We start from the raw sequence: 21,084 nt of genomic DNA on the forward strand, positions 1-21,084 counted from the left end.
GAGACCTAGGGCGATATCACTAGCTTGGGCTGTCGATCAGCTCTGTAAATACCCCAGTGCTTTTCAGGCTCCAAAGGATGATCAGAACCCTTCCAGTTTTCGTCAAAGGCCTCAAATAAATACACCAGAATTTGCTCATCCTCGGCCCACTTCAGGAGTTCCTGAACATACCGCCTCTGGAAGTACTCACCGACATTCTCAGCGGGAATTCCAAATCCGTTAGACGCGGTCGCCCAACCTGCCTCCGTAATAATAATTTGCTTGTCGGGATGGCGTTGTCGAACCACATTGTAGTTTTCTTGCGTAAACGCGAGAGCCTCCTCGACCGTCTTATATTCCCAGACCGGATAAGTGTGTATTGCGATCAAATCTACGTGGGGAACAAGTGCATCTAACTTGCCTAGCCACGGTACATAATTTTCACAAAAGGTAATCGGCTGGCTGGTGTGCGCTTTTAGGTGGCAAACATACTTAATGACCGACTCGGTTGAAACCAAGTGATCAGTCCAGTCGACCGTCGCCTCATTGCCCGCAGAAATTACATCCACAATATGCGGGTATTGGTTCGCCCAAAGCACAGCTCTTTCAATCTCTTCGCCATTGCGGCGCACGTTTTGCTCCAGCACAGCTTCTGGATAATCAGCGTTCCAAGGACAATTGGGATTACTCTGCTCAGCCGCGATATAGGCACCCAGCATGACTTTAAATTTAAAGCCTTGCTCGTGGATAACTTCAAGAACTCGCTGAGTGTGCAGGTCGCAAGCATACAGGCGCAAAGCGTCCCACCCTTGATGTAGCAAAGCGAGGTCAGCAGCAATTTCAGCTTTTGAAGGGTACACACCCGCATCGGGACTTTGGCCATCTCTGAAACCGGAGTAGCAGATAGCAGACTTATAAGCGAGCCGTTTGCTGTGGGTCATGACACGTTAGCGTACTTGAACTGCTCATCTTTATCCCACAAGCCCCAGTGAGCACCCACATCGCCCTCACCGCCTTCACCTGCAACCTTCCACGCCTCGTCGAAAGAAGAGAAATAGAACATTTCTATGCCCTCGCTTGCAGCCCACTCCATAGCGCGAAGAAAATAGAGGTACGCGCCCTGCGGCGACGACTCGGCACCATGAAAGCTGCCGCCCGCACTGGGCCAGCCAGTCTCAGAGATAATTACGCGCTTACCCTCAGCAACACGCTGGACCCTACGGAACATGTCCTGCATGTATAAAATGGCATAAGGGTGTGCACAGCCCTCCCAAAAGGGATAACAGTTGGTCAGCAATACGTCGCAAGCCTGAGTAACTTTGGGTCGATCCTCAAACTCGTAATAAGCATCAACGTACCCCATTGGGATATCACTAGGTAGCCGCTCGCGAACCTCACTCATGAAGTCTAGTAGCTGCAGCTCTGTCAGATCATCGCGATACAACACCTCGTTACCCACCGCTGCAACATCTACATGACCCTGGTGTGCCAGAGCGATCAGGTTGTCGATTTCAAGACGATTTTTGTCGTCGTCTTTACCCAACCAGGCTCCCACAAGCGTCTTTAAGCCTTGCTCTTTAGCGACCACGGGGATGAGGTCATTACCCTGCGCGGTGGAAAATGAGCGAATCCAATTAAAGCGGCGGGCTAGAACCACCATGCGGCGCTCTATTTGCTCACGGGACAAATCGTCACCCGGCTTTTGCCCCTCGCCATAGGCGCTAAACGAAATGCCATGCATTTTCTCTGCAAACAATGCCTGCAATCTCTCATCAAGCGTGCAGTCGTCGACTGACGCGCTGATGGGATTTAATAAATGGTGATGTTTGCCTTGCCGTAACGACATCATTGACCCTTAAAAAACAACAGACGATAAGTAATTGTGAAATGGTACGCAGTACAGCGCCCATTGATAGCCGGAATACGATAAAGCGCACATTTTCGTGGATAAACCGGATCGGTTAACGTATCCGCAAATTTCTCACTGGCATACGATAGCCATCGCTGAAAAGCTATGCGCGTTTCGTCAGAGGAAACCGAGTAGTTTGCACGCACGCTCCATTGACGATACTGGGAATAGCGGTTGCTTCCTTAATTTACGCCACTGCGTACAGCGGTATGCCTGGTCTCAGAAATGGGCGAATAAACCAAGAAAAGGTCATATGACAAGCAAATCAGTATTTCTGGGCGCAAGTCCACTTCAGTCAACGAGCAAACCTGTTTCGGGTTCCTATGTTGTGCGTGACGGCGAAGTTTTCTATCGGATAGAAAATTTCGGCGACATGGATGATTTTTTTGTGAGTGTGGTCAGCGACTCAAATCATTGGCTGTTTATCTCTACTCGTGGTGGCCTATCCGCCGGAAGAACAGACTGTGACAGTGCCTTATTTCCGTATTACACCGAAGACAAGATCAGAGACCAGTCGGGGAACACCGGCAGCCGGACACTGATATTGGTCGAAGCAGAAGATCGACGCGTTTTGTGGGAACCCTTCTCTCCAGTACACCACGGTGTTTACAACGTTACCCGCAATCTCTATAAAAATATTCTGGGCGATAAGCTGATCTTTGAGGAAACCAACCACGACCTAAACCTTTGCTTTACCTACGGATGGGCCACTTCCGACAAGTACGGTTTCATCAAACAAGCCAAGCTTGAAAATACAGGGGCAACTAGCCAGCGGGCGCGCATTCTTGATGGTATTGAGAATGTACTGCCCTACGGTGTTTTGGCAGGCACCCAAAATGAACTCAGCTGCTTGGTAGACGCCTACAAAAAGAATGAGCGCATAGCAAATTCGCCATTGGCCATTTATGCCATGAGCTCCATCCTGTCAGACAAGGCCGAGCCCAGTGAAGCCCTCTCTGCAACGACCGTGTGGTCTTATGGCGCCGCACCAACACGTTACCTGCTAAGTTCCCTGCAGCTTGACGCCTTCAGGCGGGGCGAGGAATTGACCGATGAAGGAGAAGCTCTGGGTCGTCCCGGCGCCTACTTTATCCATCAGAATTTAGAGCTCCAAGCGGGTGCCGCTGCTAACTGGGGCATTGTTGCTGATGTTAATCAGGGACCGGCTGCCGTAAGAGATCTATTAAATAGCCTAGAGACTGATACCCAACTACCCAAACATGTAACCGCTAACGTAGACCTGGGCAGTGAGAACCTTCAGCGACTGGTAGCCACGGCAGATGGCATGCAAGTTACCGGTGACATGCTAACTGCCAACCATCATGCCTCAAATGTACTCTTTAACATTATGCGAGGAGGAATTTTTGAAGATAACTACGCCATTGATAAAAAGGACCTAGAGCTATTTTGTAGCTCATGGAACAAGGTAGTTAGTAGTGATAACCGTGCTTTCTTCAACGCGTTGCCGGCAACACTGACCTACCACGAACTTAATGGGGCACTCGCGGCTATTGACGACCCGCAGCTGGAACGCCTGTGTCGAGAATACCTGCCGTTAACGTTCAGCAGACGCCATGGAGACCCTTCAAGGCCATGGAATCGATTTACAATTCAGGTGAAAGATGCCAATGGTAAAAAGCGGCTTAGCTATGAGGGTAACTGGCGAGACATCTTTCAAAACTGGGAGGCATTAAGCACATCCATTCCCTGTTTTGGCGCCAACATGGTGACAAAATTTCTAAACGCGACAACGGCAGATGGCTATAACCCCTACCGAATAACGCGCGAGGGTATTGACTGGGAGCGCCCAGAACCGGAAAACCCTTGGGCTAACATTGGCTACTGGGGTGATCACCAACTTATTTATTTATCGAAACTGATCGAGCAGACCGTCACACACAACCCTGAAGTTATGGTCTCGATGATGGCTCGAGAGATATTTGCTTACGCCAACGTCCCCTACCGAATCAAACCTTACGCCGACATTATTGCTAACCCTTACGATACGATTGTGTTCGACACCGAACTTGACGCGCTCATTGAGCAGCGTGTTGACGCCACAGGGGCAGACGGGCGACTGATACTAACGACCCGTGGTGATGTCTATCAGGTAAGTTTTATTGAGAAAATTCTGGTCACATTACTGGCCAAGATTGGCAACTTCGTACCCGACGCCGGCATTTGGATGAATACCCAGCGCCCGGAATGGAACGACGCCAATAATGCCCTTGTTGGGACTGGCGTCTCGGTGGTTACCCTGTGTTATTTGCACCGATTCCTCAAGCAGGTAACGGCGTTGCTTGGTGACATGGGCAATGACGTGGTCAATCTCTCCGTCGAGGTTAAGGCCCTCTTTGACGCGGTCTTTGGGGTCTTGGAGCAATACACGGAGCAGCTCACCGCCGCACCAGTATCTGACTCTCTGCGCAAAACCATCATGGATCGCCTTGGCGCCGCCGCAGAGCAATATCGAGATTGTATCTACGCGCATGGCTTTAGCGGAGAAAAAGCTAAAATCTCACTAGCCTCTCTGCGGGCGTTTATGGCCACCGCGACAGATATCAGTGCCGCAAGTATCCGTCATAACAAAGGGGATAATGGTTTATTCCACGCCTACAACCGCATAGCAGTGGACGATACCGGCGTAGGAATCCGTCGACTTTATGAAATGCTTGAAGGCCAGGTTGCCGTCCTCAGCACCGATGTTTTAAGCCCCGAGGATGCCCTGCAGCTGCTGCAGAATTTGAGGGCTTCTGCCCTCTACACCCAGCGCCAGCACTCTTATTTGCTTTACCCAAATCGAAAATTAGCAGCTTTTATTGACCGCAACATTATTCCAGAGGAGTTTGTGAAAAAATCGTCGCTCCTCGGCGAACTGAAATCCACCGGAGACAACTCATTAATCGAGTGCGATTCTCGAGGACAGGTTTATTTTTCAGGTGGTTTTACTAATACAGCTTCCGTCAGTTATGCGCTCGATTTACTTGCCGCACAGGGATTTAGTGATGCAGTCGCCACAGAACGCGAAGCCATCGAATCACTGTTTTCTGAGCTGTTTGATTGCAGCAACTTCACCGGTCGCTCCGGGGGGATGTATGCCTATGAAGGCTTGGGCTCTATTTATTGGCATATGGTCTCCAAACTCTTGCTCGCTATTTTGGATACGATTCGTCACGCCGAGAAGCTGAACTGCGCAGAGCAAACTCTGACGGCGTTGCACGCGGCCTATTACGATGTCAGGGAAGGCATTGGCTTTAACAAAGCACCTGACGTTTATGGTGCTTTCCCCACTGATCCGTATTCTCATACGCCTGGATTTTCCGGTGCACGCCAACCGGGCATGACCGGACAGGTTAAGGAAGAGGTGCTGACCCGCCTTGGAGAGCTTGGGGTGCAGGTCGAGCAAGGTCAGGTTGCCTTTCAACCGTCCATGCTCAGGGCCTGTGAGTTTGTGTCTGAGTCGTGTGAGCTCTCCTATTATGACGTCCAAGGCACCGCGTGCTTAGCGTCTGTGGCGCCATCGCAACTGGGCTTTACCTATTGCCAAGTCCCCGTCATTTACACCAACGGCGGAAATGGTTGCGTAACACTGACCCTGAGCAATGGCGAGCAAAAGGAATTCATTGACGGCAAGCTCGATGCTGCATTCTCAGCCTCGCTGTTTATGAAACTGGGGCACATCGTAAAGATCGAAGTTTCGGTTGCACAGGAACCTCGCTAGGGGCTCTTATTAACCACGATCTTTAAGCTGGCCTAATCAGCTTTGCGCGGCGCGCGCATCCAATGCGTCGCGGATCTCACGAGCACGCGCCTCATCCAGATCATAAGAGCGCATGACCCATATGCCGATCAAGGTGCCAATTGCTGGCACCAAGATAAAGGCCGCTCGCAATCCCTCTAGGGCACTATCTGACTGCACGGTGACTGTTTGGTCAAAACCCACCACGCTTAAAATTAGGCCACTCAGAAGCCCCGCAAACGCAGCGCCGAACTTCACCATCCACCAGTAGATTGCACCAAATAGACCCTCGCGACGCTGGTAGGTTTCTAGCTCATCTAAATCGCAGATGTCTGCTGTCATCGACATCATCAGGGTAAAGAGGCTACCAATACCAAATACGTACAGAGGGATCGGTAGAATCATTAGGTAAGGGTTCGCTGGTGAAAAACTCCACCAAAACATGGCATAACCCGCGAGAGAAATAGATTGGGTAAACAAAAATGTTTGACGTTTACCAAAGCGTTGCGCCATCCAATTAACGACCGGAATGACAAGGAAGCAGGTGCACAGCGCCGATACACTGCCGAATATCGCAGGCCAATTTCCCGCTGCAACCGGATCGCCGGCGTTCATGTAGTAAACGATGATAAAAAAGGCAAATCCCGCAACACAGTTAAAAGCATTAAAAATGCAAAACGTGGCAATGCAAATTTTCTGAAAAGGCTTATTTTTCAGGGTAATTACGACCCCTCGGAACAAGTCCAAAAAGGTTTCTGCCAACGAACCTCGCAGCTGGTCGGTGCTTTTATTGGCTTCAGAGGTGTCTTTTGAATGGCAAAAGAACGCGGGCACCATGGCCAGCGCCATACAGGAAAAACCGACGTAAATAGACACTGTCCTGGCGCCCTCAGCCGCCGAGGCAAACCAGTTGGGGTCATAGAGAATAATCCAGAACCACGGCGCAATCACCCAAGCCCACTGACCAATCCACTGGGCTACCGCCATCAAGCGGGTTCGCTCGTGGTAATCCTTACTCATCTCATACCCCATGGCGACATAGGGCACCGAGAAAATTGTCATGCCAATAAAAAAGACAATAGACCAGGCAAGGAAGTACCAAAAGTTATACATCTGAGTATCTTCAGCAGACAATTGCCACATAGCCATGTAAGACAAACCGGCAACAATCGCGCCAATAAAAATATAGGGACGGCGCTTGCCCCAGCGAGACTCAGTTCGATCTGATATGTAGCCCATAATGGGGTCTGTGATTGCGTCGACCAGTTTAGGCAGGAAAAAAATAAGCCCCCAAAGAATGGGGCTCATACCCAAGCCTTGTACCAATATCACCATAAAAATACTGAGTGCAGCGGGAAACATCTGGTTGGCCAGCATGCCAAGGCCAAATGCAACTTTTTGACTCATTGGAATACCGATTACCGGGGCTTCCGCCGAGGCATGGATTGCTACTGCTTCCGTTGTCATGCGGTGGTGACCTTTGTCTTTTTCATCTGTGGTTGTGGTCGCGGCGGACTCACTCGAAAGGGAATGTTCGCTACAGCGCTGGCATTTGTCTTGTTATTGATCTGGCAGTAAACGCGATATTCACCGGGCTTGGGCGCCGCGAAAGAAAACTGATTGCCTTGCACCCCTAGGCCCTCGACAACAGTAGGAGGCGTGGGCTCAAAGTCGCCCCCATCGCTCTGCTGAGCGCGCTCTACTTCTTCCCTCACTATCCATGAAAATTGGAGATCACGCTCCAACCCCTCAAGGTCGACCTCAGCCACCATTGCTGCATGCTCGTGAACAGTTACGCTCTGAGCCGCTTGCTGCCCATTTAAAGTGAGTTCCGTTATGCATGGCGCACGGTTCTTGGGCCACTGACCAGACCAGGCATGCTGCATGACATCAACAGCTTCCGTGCGCTTGCCGTCCTCTAAGAATAATCCGTACCACGTGGGGGTTCGCTCTTGTTTTTGCCCCCAGAGAAAAATGTATGAACCGAGACAGTTGTCCGAGTCTGCCAAAATAATATCGTGATAACGCCGAGAAATATCCTGCGCCTTTTGTCGGCTAGTCACCTCAATTGAACGCCCCCAATCGGTCTCAGGGCTTTCCCAATGGCCCGTGGGTCCCCACTCGGTTATCTGATACGGACCGTCATACTTGGCCGCCCGCAATATTTCGGGCAAATCGTCGATCTCGCCGTAGATTTGAAAGGAGAGAAAATCGAGGGAAGGCGCGCGCTGCTTAATATTGGCCACTGTTTCAGCATCGATACCAGCCAGCATTGTAGTGACCAGATGATCACTATCGATGGCTTTGATGTCTCGGCAAAGAGACTCCACAGCGTCCCAAACCTTGGCATTCTTAGACCGAAGGTTGAGTTCATTACCCAATCCCCACATTAGCAGCGCGGGGTGGTCTTTCAGTCGCGCGACATCGGCCATAACCGTTGCTTGCTGAAACCTCACCGCTTCCGCATCCGAGTAATCAAAGCCATGACGCTCTCGCGCGAGGTCCAGCCCCATACAAACCTTCAAGCCCTCGGCTTCAGCCTGATCAAGAATTTTCTCGGCGGACGCCACACCGTTGTCCACCCGCCAAGTTCGAAACGTATTGCCACCACAGGCCGCTAGGAGGTCCATCTGACCAAATTCCAGCCCTGCCCCTTTGACAAAGTAGCGCTCACCATCGACCCACAGCTGATGAGCACCGGTAGACGTCTTTTGAAGTTGTGCTGTCGCCATGGACCCGTTTTATAATTAGATTTTTGACGGCGCATCATAGCCACCTTGGCAGCGTCCGGGCGCAGAAAATCGCTCAAAAGGTCTCCTAATGGGATCAACGGTCCCAACAACAGGGTGCGGTGAACTTTCGAGTGGCAGCCCTCCACCCATCACCCTGAATCCGGTGACTTTATTGGCAGCAATGTCTTACCGCCAAGCTTTTTAGAGGAGACATAGAGCGTCGCCTCACGTTTGACGCCGGCTGCCCCACTTACCCACCGCGCCAATCAGATAACCACGCAGTCCGCTAATGGATTGCTTCCCATGATTAGATCGCTGAACTCATCCCCGAGGCGTTGAGACTGACTCACACAGTGCTGCCAGTAACGCATTCGCTCCACCTCCGTCATTCGCCCAAAATCACGCCGGTCCGGAATTTTCCCCTGTGGCAGCGACGCCAAAAAAGCCTCTGAGGGACACAGCATAATTAAATGATCGGCCCCCGAGCATGGCTTCGAGCGCCAAGGCAGAAATTTATCAAACCAGCCCCGGGTAACTCGATTGCTAAAATGTGGATAAAGCCAAAGCCCCTCCTGCTTCAGCTCCTGCGGAGTAAAGTGATAGTCAATGATACCGCCATCCCAATAGGCACCTTTGGGCCCCCCGGGTACGTCAACCACCCCGTCGAATAAATACGGAATAGCACCACTAGCAAGCAGAGCACTGGACACACTGTGCTCCAGTAGCCGCACGTAGCAGGTATTAAAGCCCGAGAGTAAGTCGGGCAACGGCTGTGCCTTGGCGTGGGCAAAGACCACCCGCTGAAACGACAGAGGTAAAGTACTGCGAGATAAAGCGTTACCCAAGCCGGCAGCGCCCAACCCCAATGCCAGCCCCGAGCCCCCGCTGCGGTTGGTCAGACCTCGACCCTTGGCGGTGACAATGTAATTTTGCAGCCATGGGTGCCCTGCCACTGCAGCAGCACCTTCTTCACCCAGAGCGGTCATCAACATCGTTTTACTGGCGGCAGTCACCTCAGCAACACTGGGCTTGGCAGAGCTATAAGTCTGGCGCAGGTAAACATCCTCGAACCGGTCAATGGCAGCAACGGGGTCATTCTGCGCAAGCAGTGCGTGGCGCCAGGAGCCTATCGAGGAACCCACAGCTTGGAGAGGTCTCTGCCTGCCGGGATGCAGCCAACGGCTCAACGCACGATCGAGTTTCCCCAGAATTAACCACTTCGGGCCCCCGGACGCGCCAATTAGCCCGTCAATAAGATTGGGTTGCCAACCTTCAGATGCCAATTGCGCCGCCGCAGCCCGCCCAACCCTGACTTCGAGAGCTTTCATAATTTCAGCGACCCACCCCGCGGCAACCCAGAATCCGGGCGTTGTGTTTTACCTGAAGCCCGCCAATACTCTGGCTTGAAACGTTCTCACAGGCCTCTTCCGAGGCGACGATATAACAGCGAAAGCCAAATGTTGTGGACACCGATTTCATTACCAAGCAGTTACCTCATACAGTGCAATGGCGACGGCCTGCACCAAACTGCCAACTGGGAGGTGTATTAGATGAGCCAGTGTGACACGGCAGCAAACCGCAGTAGTACGTCGCGCTAATGAAAATGCCGAAGGGCATTCCTAAATAAGTCGCTCACTATGCAACAGCGCTTCCTGCGGGCCAAGCCCCCTAATCCCGGTAATAACTGCAACCCTTGCCTGACGGCCCGGTAACGGTATAATCGCGATCCTTTCTAGGACCATAGCTCAGTTGGTTAGAGCGCTACCTTGACATGGTAGAGGTCGGCGGTTCGAATCCGCCTGGTCCTACCAAATGACAAACCCTCGCCATCGGCGGGGGTTTTTCGTTTGGGGGTTTAGCTGGTTTGAAGCGCCGAAGGCGGTCGACAAATCACGACCCAAGGAGTGATTTGCATGGAGTCGCTTGCGACGACACCCGAAGGGTCAAAACGCGAGATGCAATCGCGTTTTGATTAATCCGCCTGGTCCTACCAAAATCAAAAACCCGCCCTTAGGTGGGTTTTTTGGTTTTAGAGGGGTAGGTTTGGATGAGAACCGCTGTTCGACAAACGCGACCTCAGAAGCGTTTGGTCCACCGGAGCGACGCGGAGGTGCCTGAAGGGTTAAAGCGCCAGAGGCAATGGCGCTTGAAGACAATCCGCCTGGTCCTACCAATTTTCCGCTTAGATACTACGTTTCCCGCAAGTCTCCAAAAATCCTGCAGAGCAACCCATGCCCACAACATTCGATCGGCATTCCCCGATCAGAGAAACACCGGACTTCGGCTTGCTTCTCACCCAGATCACGGGTTAAGCAGCGTGTGGTTGACCCTAACGATAAGTGATCGGGCAGTGCGGTCGACATTGCGCGCAGACCACATAGATTGCCCTCGGCCGCTTCACCGTAAAAAGCACGAAAGTGCTCGTCGGGGTTATCAGGCATACCATCTCCATCACGCTACTTACGGCCACGTTCGGTCGGTTTTGCCGCTGATCACCGACCGCCTCTTAGCTCATTACGCTCTTGGCTGTGATTTGGTTGTCATGCTAAGCACGCGGGCTCAGCAACGACCGCGCAGTGCAACCATACAGTGGGTGATGCTCGGAGATCGGTGGCCTGCACTGCACCGAATAAAACGTAACTTTAAGCTTAGGCTGGAGGTCTGCGATGGGAGTGAGTGCCCTCCCGCCGAGTGACGAGAGGGCCGGTGTTACCAGACTACGCCAGCCGCAAGCGCCGGTAGCCCAGCCAGCCCATCAGGCCAGTGAGCAGTGCCGACCCCGCCTCAGCGTCTGCAATCACAACGTTTATCTAGAAAACCCAGCTTCCTGAGAAAGATACGTTGGATTCAAGCCCGCCAACCCCTCACGAACGGCCATGTCAGGATCACCCATAACGATAAAGTTGACCGGGGTCACTGCAGCCATGAAACGCTCAGCAAAACCACCAAATGACTGCAAATGAACCATCGTAGCTGCCGAATCTCGATAACGCTCATTTATCTGGCAGGTCCGCTTTTCTTCATCAAAGTACCACTCGTAAATCAGCGTATCGGGCTCATTTTGAGTTGCCGCTACCATCTCACCCATAAGCGCTTTAAAGGCCTCAAGCTGGCCTTCGTTAACAGAGACTTCCAACAACCAATGGACTGTGCTCGCCATACAATTTCCCCTAATTTATTTCTCAAATTAACAATTGCTTACCGGATATTCCCAGGTGTTCACGCCTGGATGAAAGGCTTCTACCAGGGCGTCCATAAGCGTATCTTTTATATCCCCTTTACCGCCCGATGAATCAATCTCTGTCAGATTGATCAGGGCATTTTCTGACGCCACCGCCTCTTGCTCGGTGAGCGCATTAAAGCGGTTGACGATATGACAGAGGCGTTCTTTATCTGCACTGACTAAAATGGTGGCGTGCATTAATAATGCGACGTCCTTGTAATCCCTCGATATCGGTACACAACGCTGGGATGTGCCAATCAATTTTTTACCTGATACGACGATGTTGTACCCACCATCACAATAACAACCGGGCACAGACCCTATTGTGCCTGCCACTCCACAATTAGAAACAGATTGAAGCAATTTTCTGCAAAACCATCTGTACGAGGCGGCTGCGGAAAATCCGTCTGCAAACTTAAACCTACTCACGTATGAAAGATTCAGTATCCCGGGGCCTAAAGGGCAAATGGTGCCGCCTGTGCGGCGTACGAAGATCGGCCATCCTTTCTCCTGAAGCACGCTGGCGGCCCTCTCAAAATGCGGTAATTCGGATTCTCTTTTGCTCACGATGACCGATGGTGCGGCTATCCAAAGCCGGAGGCTCGGGACCGCAAACCCTGCCCTCAGGCTGGAAAGGCATTCATCATCCTGTTTTAGCTCAACAATTGGATCCGCATGGCAAGACACCGAAAAAGCGGAGGGGTGTACAGTGGGGCTAGCGATCATTCGGTGCGACGATGGCGTACTTTTTCATTCTTCGATAAACGGTTGATCGCGCGAGATTCAGTTCCAGCGCGACATCGGTAATGTTCCACTTATGTTTCTGCAGGAGTGCTACCAGACTCTTGGCCTTCCTTGGGTATCCGCTCCCCAATGCCGCGTTTTGCAGCGAGTCATCAACCCCTGTCATTGCCGCTGATGAAGATAACTCGTTACTCTGCAACTCGAACCTTATTTCATCAGGCAAATCGTTCGCTTTAATGATCTCGTCATCGGTCAAAGCCATCGCAAACTGCAACACATTCCGCAACTGCCGACAATTTCCGGGCCAAGGATAACGCTCAAAGATTTCCTCAACCTCAGTCGATACCTCAAAGTGTGTCCTGCGTAATTTCGACTCTTCCGCCACGATGTTCCCGACAACAAAGGAAATATCCTGACGATGCCGCAAAGCGGGCAGCTCCAGCGTGGCCCCATTAAGACGGTAATACAGATCCTCTCGAAAGCCGCCTCGCCCTATCAATACTCTCAAATCTTTGTGGCTCGCTGAGATGACATGCAGATCTGCCTTTTTTGGCTTATCCGAGCCGAGCGCTAAAACCTCTCTCTCAGCAAGCACTCGCAATAATCTCGATTGCAAGTTCAAAGGCATATCGCTGATTTCATCCAGAAAAAGAGTGCCGCCATCAGACTGCATGATTAACCCTTTCTTACCTTTATTGCTGCCGCCCGTAAAAGCACCCTGCTCGTAGCCAAAGAGCTCACTTTCAATCAATGACTCAGGAATCGCCGCGCAATTAATGGCCACAAACGGCTTGATACTCCGCACGCTGCAATTGTGAATAGCGCGCGCCATTAACTCCTTACCCGTACCCGTTTCTCCACTGATGATTATGTTTAGATTTTGATCAGCGAAACGTTTGGCTTTGGTAATGGAGGCCTGCATAAGCTTGTCCTCACCAGCGATCCGCTCAAACGCGTTGCGATGCCCCGAAAGAAAGCCTGCTTTCTTTTTGAAAACCGATTTCCCAGTAGGTGGCGTAATGTCCATATAGAACAATTCTCCGGCCCCCCTTACCGTTATCGTTTTGTGGACAAAGTTTACTGACTCAGACGCGACAGAAAACAAATCATCAATCGAGGTTTCAAAATGTTCGCTAATTGGGCTGCCAATGACATCTTTGACAGAGCGCCCCCCGCTCAGCTCATTGACGGCCGCCTGTGTCGCACCAAGAATCGTCCCGTCTCCATCAATGGCGATCAAATTCTCTTTATTCACATCAACAAAAACGGGAGTTCTGGCAAAGCGCAAAATCCATTGACCACTGAAGTGGCTCAGAAAATTGGCACTTTCAATCATCTTGGCATGCATCATGACCAGTTGAAGCGCGAGAAACTGGCTCTCCTTGGCCAGCGGCGAGCTCAAAGAGGAGACGTCCAGAATGGCAAGCAAATTTCCATCCGGCGCAAAAATGGGCGCAGCGGTACAGGTTAGATCAATGTTGGCGGCATAAAAATGATCCGTCTTATGACAAATTATTGGCCTACCGGTGCTTAGGCAAGTGCCGACTGCGTTAGTGCCCGCGTACCGCTCCTTCCAAGAAGTACCCAAATAGAGTCCGGCTTGTTTTGCCTCACGGTCATACTTTCGATCACCAATGTAATCGACCGTAACCCCCTCTCCATCAGTGAGCAGCATGACGTAATTGAGAGTGGAGATTTGTTTATAAAAGGCTTCCATGCCTGTTCGCGCAACCTGCAAGAAGCCTTCAATCTGACCCTGATGCTCTTTTACTGCTGAAGAATCGAGAACACATGCGCTGGGCGGCTTAGCCGGATCGAGTCCAAACTCTCTATCGCACCGCATCCAAGACTGTCTGATGACGTCGTCGGCTATTCCATCAGCGCTGTTAGCATGAACATTGTTAGCGACTCTCACAATATGCTGTTTATGCAGGTCACCATCCACGATTAATAATCCACCACAGACTGATGCTTTCGAAGAATGGAGGCAGCCCGCCCTGTCTTCGGAGTTGATGGCCTGGTATTACTGGACATCACATTGCATCCTCAGGTTTGCCCACATTCCATTTTGCCCTCGCTCAGCGCTCGTTGGACTCAGAGCGTGCTATAGCGGGAGGCGTGATCGAGCCCATCAGCTGGTTATAGATGCCATCTGGATCCTCAAAAATAATAAAACCGAAGGTTGATGCATCCCCTTCACAACAAGGCGCAATATCTGACAAGAACTTCACACCACGACTTTTGAGCAACGCAATATCTGCTTCCAAGTCCGCTGTCCCCCAATTGATCCGCTGCAATCCCAAATGGTTAATCGGGGCCGGATAGGGCGGCCCCTGAGAAACCGGGTTGGCCCACTCGCTCAACCGGACCTTAGAACCATCAACGCGGTGGTTTAGCATCACCCCTGCCCTGTCCATATCGGCGTCTATCCCTAAGGCCTCGTATAGGAGATTACTGTCTGACACAGCACTGCTCTCCTCTTCTTCCAGCCCCAACATAGCATAGAACTTTTTTGAACACTCAAGATCAGTAACGTTGACGTTTAAGTAATCGACTTCAGCGGTCTTACCTGCCGATTGATGCAGCGCAATATAGGTGCCGTCGGGATCTTTAATCATCGATTGCTGGTCGCCGTTTGAGAGACGAACGGGGCCGGTCAGATCGGTTCCGCCTGCTTCCTCCAACTGCTCACCTAGAGCAAGAATATCGTCGTCAAATAAAGAAAAGTAGCTGATGCCAAGATGGTTGATCTGAGTATAGGGAGGCTCCAATCTGGTCGGCTCCATCCACTCGATAATATCGATAAAGCGCCCCGTCGGAACTGTCAAATCTACCGGGCCCTCAGGAAGCTTGCCCAAATAAATCAGCTCGGCTCTTATTTTGTATAGGTCGTCAAGCCCGACACCGTTGCTGACCTCAATAGAATTAGTCTCCGGGAATGGTCCAACTTGATCAACAAATCCCAGCGTCCGATAAAACCGCTTGGCTTTGTCAAAGTCGCTAACGTTAATGTTGAAATGGATCCGTCCGGTGACATGGAGCTGTTGCTCAGGATTGGTCTCACTGATCGGGCACCCGGCGAGGAGCTCACCCGCTGAAAACACAAACACCGCGGATAACAATGTAATGACTGAATTTTTAGTTTTCATCTCTTACTGCCTCTACTGAAAATCGACGTTAATCGGGAGCACTTGTTATCGTTGCTATCACATCGCCTTTATCAATCAGCTGATCTTGATGCTTCACAATAGCCAATGTTCCAGTCACCGGCGCCACAATTTCAAACTGAATTTTCTCGGCCATGACTTCAGCAAGCAGGTCACCTTTATCCACCTGTGCGGCATCGCTGACAAACCACGTCGTGATGACAGCTTCGACTTCCTCCTCCCAAAGGTCAACTGGTATGGCTACCTGGTGTACAGCACTACTCATCATTTTGCGTGGCTTTGAGACAAGCGGTCACTATTTTCTCTGCGTTGGGCAGAGCCCACTGTTCCATATGACGCGCAAATGGAATGGGTATGTCGGGGTAAGCGACACGCTGAGGTGGAGAGCGCAATATCGACATATCCCGCTCAACCACGGAGGCGATGATTTCGCCGCTAACACCGTAGCTCTGGTAGTCTTCGTCAACGACGACCAATCGCCCGGTTTTCTTGACTGAATTAACAATATGATCACGATCAAGCGGCACCAAGGTTCGCAGATCCACCACCTCTGCTGAGACACCCTGCTCCCGCAGCTGCGCGGCGGCATGAAGTGAATGATGTACCCCCATACCCAAACTGACGATGGTTACGTCCTCTCCTTCACTCACAGTCGCCGCTTTACCGATCTCCACGGTGTACTGTTCTTCCGGGACATTCACCGTTGCACCGGCTTCAGTGCCTAACCACCCCATTCCCTGTAAGCCTTTATGGAACATATAGACGACCGGGCTGTTGTCACGGATAGCCGCGGTCATCATGCCCTTGGCGTCAAAAGCATTACTGGGAACAACGACTTTCATACCAGGTAGGTGAGCAAATGTGCCGTAGAGACATTGAGAATGCTGTCCGCCATCGCTGTAACCACCGCCGGTCGAAGTCATGATTACGGCTGGCACATTCACATTCCCTCCCGAAAAGTAGGTATTTTTCGCCATCAAGTTATAAATAGCGTCAAAGCACACACCGAAGAAATCGACAAACATCAGCTCAACTATGGGCCGCATGCCATCAGCTGCTGCACCTACCGCAGCGCCCATAAATGCAGTCTCCGATATGGGCGTATCACGCACCCGTTCCGCGCCAAACTCTTCAAATAGACCACGCGTATTGCCGAAAACACCGCCTAACGGGCCAACATCCTCACCCATCACAAATACGTGTTCATCGATACGCATTTCCTGCGCCATGGCTTCGGCCATCGCGCGCGCTACGGTTAGTTTTCTTTCTTTTGCAGCCATGTTATTGCTTCCAGTAATTATTCAATACTGCTATCACATCGCTCAAGCAAACACGTGATCCAGCGCTGATTCGGGGCTAGCGAACTGACTCTCTCTGGCGAATTGAATCGCCTCATCGACTTCACGCTTGGCGCACTCCTTGAGGTCTGAGTTGTCCGAATCAGATAGATCACCAGATGCTAATAGCGCTTTTTCGTAAACTAGAATGGGGTCCTTACTGAGCAAATCTTCTTTTTCACCTTCCGGTCGATACGCCTCTGCATCTCCCATGAAGTGCCCCGCAAGACGATACGTCTCGATATCCAACAAACTCGGACCCTCACCGGCACGCGCTCTGCCAATGGCTTCACCAGCCGCTACAAAAATTGCGTCGGGGTCATTGCCCGGGACATACACTCCAGGCATATCGTAGGCGGCGGCGCGCACCGCATTGCGGTCAACGGCAGTGGCCGTCTCCTTCGCAACGGATATTCCCCAAGCATTATCTTCAATGACAAAAATGACTGGCAACTTCCAAACCGCAGCAAGATTGAGTGACTCATGGAAGGCACCCTGGTTCGCGGCGCCTTCGCCAAAAAAGCTTACGGCGACCCCGGCTTTATTCTGCATTTTGCGAGACAGAGCGGCGCCCACCGCTGGGCCCAATCCCTGCCCTACAATGCCCGAACAGGAGAAGTTGACGTCTGCGTCAAACAGATGCATGTGGCCACCACGGCCTCCACTCAATCCCGTCTCTTTTCCAAATATTTCAGCGGCCATTTTTTTCAAATCAACACCTTTAGCAATCGCTTGGTGATGCGGTCGATGGGTCGCTGTCACCACATCTTCTTTGTTCAAATGAGCACATACACCAACTGCGCAAGGCTCCTGCCCATTAGATAAATGCATTTCGCCCGGAATGGGGCCATTAGCCATATTGAAAACAGGTGTCTTACCCTCAAGATAGATCTTTTCTATGGTTTCCTCGAAAAGGCGGCTGACCAACATATGCCGGTACATCCATTGTTTTTGTTCTGGTGTTGGATTCATGATGAATTCTCAGCTATAGCTATAGATAATTACATGGGCCGGTAACTGGCGTGGCCAGGCGCTAAAACGCCCAGCGTGTTCAGCGGATTTTCTTCGCTAATGAGCGCATGATTTTGATCTGGAGCCTGACAACTCCAATCACACAAGTAGGTGCGCTTACTAATTCGCCACTCTTCGCCCCTTTTCTCAAAATCATCCAAGAAACGACCGCCGAATAAGGTATTAATGAGCTGGCCATTTTCTTCGTTAGTCCCCACCGCCAGCGTGTAGCTTTCAGCAAAAGCATTACTGCCATCAATTTTGATTAAGCTATTGGCGGTCATATGCCAGCGTCTCGTGGCCGCAGATTCGATATCCTTCACCTTATCCAGCCAGCCAGCAGGATCCGATTTAAGAAAGCCGTAATCGATATCCGCGTCTGGCCAGAAACACGCGCTTTGGCCGGGATAGTCCAACCAGTCCAGAGTGCGGCTATACCGCATCAGCACCTCTTCACAGGCTTTTTTATCTAACAATTCCTGTATCGCTGGATCCATTTTTTTGTATCCCATCCTGTTAGCTGAACTGAAGACTTTGCACTGGACGTATCGTCATTGGGTCAACTGTTCGCATCACCTCTTCGTTAACGTCATGTGGCTCATTCACTACTCTCAGACCAATACCACTGTCGGGCTTTTTGCGTTTTTATGGACCTTCCAGACGTGGAGCACTCCTAAAGACCCATGCAACTGGCGCTCACGCTGATCTAGGTAGCAACCAGCAGGTGGTGAGCCGATTGGCTCCCACCTGTGGCCTTATCTCGAACGGGAGCGGAGAACATCCAGATAACCCAGTTACCCGAGTCAACATAAAAATGTGTTGCCGCCGAACATACCCGTTGATCAAAAACTGAGGCTCAAGGTCATGCCGTAGGTCCGCGGCGGCTGGTAGTCCACCAGCCCCACGACACCTGCCGCGACGAAGCTGTTAGATATGTAGCGCTCATCCATAAGATTCATCGCCCAAATACCTAAAGACCAGTTCGAATTCGGATCGGACAAATCAATATTGACATCAACCAGGTTCGTTGGCTGCACCTCCGATCTGGGCGAGTTCACAATGTTGCCATCCCACTTCTTCGATACATATTTGTATTGGATTGAGGATCGCAGCTCTAAACTCTGGATTTGAGCGGTGTATTCCAAACCTAAATTAGCAGTTGTTTCAGGCGAGTTTTGCAGCGTCTGACCTGCGAGATCGATGTTATCCGCACCGTAGACAAAATCTTTATATTCAGCGTTGAGGAGCCCCAGTGACGCGTTAATTCGAAGGCTGTTAGTCGGCATCCACAGAAGATCCACCTCCAGACCAGATGTTTCCGCATTGGCCGCATTAAGAATGGTGTTGCCGTTGACGGTGTTGCCGAAGGCATCTTCAGTAAAATAGATATTAGCCAGCTGCATGTCGTCATACTGGTTGAAGAACGCCGCCGCATTAAGCCGTAAAGTGCGGTCGAGCAACTCTGTTTTTATACCGATCTCATAGGTATCCACATACTCTTCATCGAAGGGACCTGAGTCTTCCGGAATGACAATACGGCCCACAAAGCCGCCCGATTTGAAGCCTCGGGCATAATAGCCATAGACCATCATGTCCTCATTCAGTTGGAAATCCAGCCCCACCTTGCCACCTACGTTACTCCAGGACTCACCTTTGGTCACCGGCACATCACCGAGGAACACTTCATACTCACCAGGCGTTTGATTAGCACCCTCGCCCTGCAGATCTTCGGCTATACCGCGGGTGCCAAAAAAGTTTGAGACAGTGGTATAAAAATCCTGCTCTTCCGATGTGTAGCGAAGCCCTAACTGCAATCGCAGCCGGTCGCTAATGTCGAAATAAGATTGTGCAAATAGAGAGTAGGTTTCGGTACTGCCGCCATACTCGGTCAACTGCCGAAATCCCGGCACCCATCCGACACGAAAATCCTGAAAGTGATCGTAGCTATAGTCGGCATAAAAACCACCCACCATGACGGTGAGGCTATCCGATAGATCCATATTCAGTCTCAGTTCCTGAGAAAACTGGTCTCCGGAAGTGAGTCGCTCGGTATCATCGATAAAGGCAGGCGTGAAATCCTGATCGTTGAGGTCGTGGAGCTCAAAGTCTTTAAGACCGGTGATCGAAGTGACTTCACCGAGTCCAGTATCCCAACTCATATGCAGGGTTGCCGCATGAGTGTCCATATCTGAAACGCCCGTCACGTCACTGTTTGCTGACAAGTATTTGTCCGGTGCGCGACAGCGAACATTGGCTTGAACACAAGGCTGCTGGTACATGGGTGCGAAAGCCGAGTTCGGCTGACCCTCTGAGGGGAAAACTGTGCCCGGGGCGACATAGGTGATTTCACCCGGCAAGCTACCACTTACCGTATCTTGAACCCCGTCGCGATGTCGCACCACTGACGCGATCAATCGAGCGGTAAAGCCAGAGTCGTTCTCAAAGAGTAACTGGCCTCTTAAGCCAGAGCGATCGCGCGACCCCATCGAGGAGCCGTCAACAATATTGGTGACGTAACCCTCACGGTCTTCGCTGGTTCCAGTAATTCTTGCCGATAGCTGATCGGTAATGGGGAAATCAACCGCCGCCTTGATCTCCGTAAGGTCATAGTTGCCAATCCCGATATCCACTTTTGCGCCAAACTCTCCACTAGGTGCGGTGTTCACGACCTGCACCACACCGCCTGTGGCATTGGCACCAAACAGTGTGCCCTGTGGTCCGCGCAGAACCTCAACCCGCTCGATGTCAAACGCATCTAGAAATGAGGTCATATTAAAAAATTGCGGAACACCATCCTCTACAATTACGACTGTGGTCCCGCCATTAGGATCTGGCTCAATGACGCCCATACCTCGAATATTGAAGGCTGAACCATGAGATACGTTGGCAAACGAGTGCACCTGCAGATTCGGGATATAGCCCTGCAGGGACTCCAGCGTCGTCGCATGCATTCGATCCATTTGATCGCCCGATAAAGCGGAAATCGAAATCGGAACATCTTGAAGCGACTCCGACCTTTTCTGAGCGGTGACAATGACCTCTTCTAACCCACTATTGGCACCCGACTCCTGAGCAGCAGTGAACGGCGATAGCAACAGAGCACCCACGACCATCGTATGTATTGTTGTTTTATTACTGTTATCGAATTTCATTTTAGCATTCACCTTCCTAGAGCAGTCCATGAAGTTCGTCCACTGTGGACGTCCTGTTATCTTTAGGCAAAAAGCGCTGAAAACTGTTCAC

16 protein-coding genes and 1 tRNA gene are annotated in these 21,084 nt (G+C 51.2%); 2 read left to right on the plus strand and 15 right to left on the minus strand.

Translation table 11 applies throughout. From position 1 onward, the window contains the following. Positions 1–5 precede the first annotated feature (5 nt). Both ACMAY6_RS13690 and ACMAY6_RS13695 read right to left on the minus strand, forming a co-directional pair. A complete protein-coding gene (locus ACMAY6_RS13690; protein WP_435212706.1) occupies positions 6–920 on the minus strand; it encodes a glycosyl hydrolase family 17 protein in 915 nt (304 codons plus the stop codon). Then, positions 917–1,825 (minus strand): glycosyl hydrolase family 17 protein, encoded by a 909-nt coding sequence (locus ACMAY6_RS13695; protein ID WP_435212708.1) that lies wholly within the window; start codon positions 1,823–1,825, stop codon positions 917–919. Before ACMAY6_RS13695 ends, ACMAY6_RS13690 begins: the two co-directional genes overlap by 4 nt. A gap of 316 nt (positions 1,826–2,141) precedes the next feature. Here ACMAY6_RS13695 and ACMAY6_RS13700 point away from each other — a divergent pair, with 316 nt between their 5' ends. Further along, the gene (locus ACMAY6_RS13700) at positions 2,142–5,609 is read left to right on the plus strand and encodes a hypothetical protein (protein ID WP_435212710.1); all 3,468 of its coding nucleotides are present in this window, start codon (positions 2,142–2,144) and stop codon (positions 5,607–5,609) included. 36 nt (positions 5,610–5,645) lie between these two features. On the opposite strand, the gene ACMAY6_RS13705 is transcribed toward ACMAY6_RS13700, so the two are convergent. The 3 genes from ACMAY6_RS13705 to ACMAY6_RS13715 form a co-directional block, all read right to left on the minus strand. Continuing rightward, positions 5,646–7,094: an MFS transporter gene (locus ACMAY6_RS13705; RefSeq protein ID WP_435212712.1), complete on the minus strand. Its 1,449-nt coding sequence runs from the start codon at positions 7,092–7,094 to the stop codon at positions 5,646–5,648. Next, on the minus strand, positions 7,091–8,359 hold the full coding sequence (locus ACMAY6_RS13710) for a glycoside hydrolase family 2 TIM barrel-domain containing protein (protein ID WP_435212714.1): 1,269 nt from the start codon (positions 8,357–8,359) through the stop codon (positions 7,091–7,093). Before ACMAY6_RS13710 ends, ACMAY6_RS13705 begins: the two co-directional genes overlap by 4 nt. Before the next feature lie 266 nt (positions 8,360–8,625). Beyond that, a complete protein-coding gene (locus ACMAY6_RS13715; protein ID WP_435212715.1) occupies positions 8,626–9,687 on the minus strand; it encodes a patatin-like phospholipase family protein in 1,062 nt (353 codons plus the stop codon). Between the two features lie 406 nt (positions 9,688–10,093). Between ACMAY6_RS13715 and ACMAY6_RS13720 the strand changes: the two genes are divergently transcribed. Continuing rightward, a tRNA-Val gene (locus tag ACMAY6_RS13720) sits at positions 10,094–10,170 on the plus strand. 378 nt (positions 10,171–10,548) lie between these two features. Here ACMAY6_RS13720 and ACMAY6_RS13725 read toward each other — a convergent pair. From ACMAY6_RS13725 to ACMAY6_RS13770, 10 genes are all read right to left on the minus strand, one after another. Then, a complete protein-coding gene (locus ACMAY6_RS13725) occupies positions 10,549–10,800 on the minus strand; it encodes a hypothetical protein (protein WP_435212717.1) in 252 nt (83 codons plus the stop codon). Between the two features lie 365 nt (positions 10,801–11,165). Further along, the gene (locus ACMAY6_RS13730) at positions 11,166–11,519 is read right to left on the minus strand and encodes a putative quinol monooxygenase (protein ID WP_435212719.1); all 354 of its coding nucleotides are present in this window, start codon (positions 11,517–11,519) and stop codon (positions 11,166–11,168) included. Between the two features lie 27 nt (positions 11,520–11,546). After that, on the minus strand, positions 11,547–12,308 hold the full coding sequence (locus ACMAY6_RS13735) for a lipoyl protein ligase domain-containing protein (RefSeq protein ID WP_435212721.1): 762 nt from the start codon (positions 12,306–12,308) through the stop codon (positions 11,547–11,549). Beyond that, a complete protein-coding gene (locus ACMAY6_RS13740; RefSeq protein ID WP_435212723.1) occupies positions 12,298–14,271 on the minus strand; it encodes a sigma-54-dependent Fis family transcriptional regulator in 1,974 nt (657 codons plus the stop codon). Before ACMAY6_RS13740 ends, ACMAY6_RS13735 begins: the two co-directional genes overlap by 11 nt. A 133-nt stretch (positions 14,272–14,404) precedes the next feature. Beyond that, positions 14,405–15,475 (minus strand): VOC family protein, encoded by a 1,071-nt coding sequence (locus ACMAY6_RS13745; RefSeq protein WP_435212725.1) that lies wholly within the window; start codon positions 15,473–15,475, stop codon positions 14,405–14,407. Positions 15,476–15,503: 28 nt separating this feature from the next. Then, positions 15,504–15,761: a lipoyl domain-containing protein gene (locus tag ACMAY6_RS13750; RefSeq protein ID WP_435212727.1), complete on the minus strand. Its 258-nt coding sequence runs from the start codon at positions 15,759–15,761 to the stop codon at positions 15,504–15,506. Continuing rightward, complete coding sequence (locus tag ACMAY6_RS13755) at positions 15,751–16,773, minus strand: alpha-ketoacid dehydrogenase subunit beta (protein WP_435212729.1); 1,023 nt, start codon at positions 16,771–16,773, stop codon at positions 15,751–15,753. Before ACMAY6_RS13755 ends, ACMAY6_RS13750 begins: the two co-directional genes overlap by 11 nt. A 42-nt stretch (positions 16,774–16,815) precedes the next feature. Next, entirely contained in the window at positions 16,816–17,802 is a 987-nt protein-coding gene (locus ACMAY6_RS13760; RefSeq protein ID WP_435212731.1) for a thiamine pyrophosphate-dependent dehydrogenase E1 component subunit alpha, read from the minus strand. A gap of 29 nt (positions 17,803–17,831) precedes the next feature. Continuing rightward, positions 17,832–18,338 (minus strand): nuclear transport factor 2 family protein, encoded by a 507-nt coding sequence (locus tag ACMAY6_RS13765; protein ID WP_435212733.1) that lies wholly within the window; start codon positions 18,336–18,338, stop codon positions 17,832–17,834. 345 nt (positions 18,339–18,683) lie between these two features. Further along, positions 18,684–20,993: a TonB-dependent receptor gene (locus ACMAY6_RS13770; RefSeq protein WP_435212734.1), complete on the minus strand. Its 2,310-nt coding sequence runs from the start codon at positions 20,991–20,993 to the stop codon at positions 18,684–18,686. Between the last annotated feature and the right edge of the window lie 91 nt (positions 20,994–21,084).

Origin of the sequence: Luminiphilus sp. nBUS_16, from assembly GCF_051201645.1 — a bacterium.
Lineage (GTDB): Bacteria > Pseudomonadota > Gammaproteobacteria > Pseudomonadales > Halieaceae > Luminiphilus.

What these genes read in the sequence shown, in the direction of transcription:
- ACMAY6_RS13690 (WP_435212706.1), bottom strand. Translation starts at nt 920, where the DNA reads ATGACCCACAGCAAACGGCTCGCTTATAAGTCTGCTATCTGCTACTCC.
- ACMAY6_RS13695 (WP_435212708.1), bottom strand. Translation starts at nt 1,825, where the DNA reads ATGTCGTTACGGCAAGGCAAACATCACCATTTATTAAATCCCATCAGC.
- ACMAY6_RS13700 (WP_435212710.1), top strand. Translation starts at nt 2,142, where the DNA reads ATGACAAGCAAATCAGTATTTCTGGGCGCAAGTCCACTTCAGTCAACG.
- ACMAY6_RS13705 (WP_435212712.1), bottom strand. Translation starts at nt 7,094, where the DNA reads ATGACAACGGAAGCAGTAGCAATCCATGCCTCGGCGGAAGCCCCGGTA.
- ACMAY6_RS13710 (WP_435212714.1), bottom strand. Translation starts at nt 8,359, where the DNA reads ATGGCGACAGCACAACTTCAAAAGACGTCTACCGGTGCTCATCAGCTG.
- ACMAY6_RS13715 (WP_435212715.1), bottom strand. Translation starts at nt 9,687, where the DNA reads ATGAAAGCTCTCGAAGTCAGGGTTGGGCGGGCTGCGGCGGCGCAATTG.
- ACMAY6_RS13725 (WP_435212717.1), bottom strand. Translation starts at nt 10,800, where the DNA reads ATGCCTGATAACCCCGACGAGCACTTTCGTGCTTTTTACGGTGAAGCG.
- ACMAY6_RS13730 (WP_435212719.1), bottom strand. Translation starts at nt 11,519, where the DNA reads ATGGCGAGCACAGTCCATTGGTTGTTGGAAGTCTCTGTTAACGAAGGC.
- ACMAY6_RS13735 (WP_435212721.1), bottom strand. Translation starts at nt 12,308, where the DNA reads ATGATCGCTAGCCCCACTGTACACCCCTCCGCTTTTTCGGTGTCTTGC.
- ACMAY6_RS13745 (WP_435212725.1), bottom strand. Translation starts at nt 15,475, where the DNA reads ATGAAAACTAAAAATTCAGTCATTACATTGTTATCCGCGGTGTTTGTG.
- ACMAY6_RS13750 (WP_435212727.1), bottom strand. Translation starts at nt 15,761, where the DNA reads ATGATGAGTAGTGCTGTACACCAGGTAGCCATACCAGTTGACCTTTGG.
- ACMAY6_RS13755 (WP_435212729.1), bottom strand. Translation starts at nt 16,773, where the DNA reads ATGGCTGCAAAAGAAAGAAAACTAACCGTAGCGCGCGCGATGGCCGAA.
- ACMAY6_RS13760 (WP_435212731.1), bottom strand. Translation starts at nt 17,802, where the DNA reads ATGAATCCAACACCAGAACAAAAACAATGGATGTACCGGCATATGTTG.
- ACMAY6_RS13765 (WP_435212733.1), bottom strand. Translation starts at nt 18,338, where the DNA reads ATGGATCCAGCGATACAGGAATTGTTAGATAAAAAAGCCTGTGAAGAG.
- ACMAY6_RS13770 (WP_435212734.1), bottom strand. Translation starts at nt 20,993, where the DNA reads ATGAAATTCGATAACAGTAATAAAACAACAATACATACGATGGTCGTG.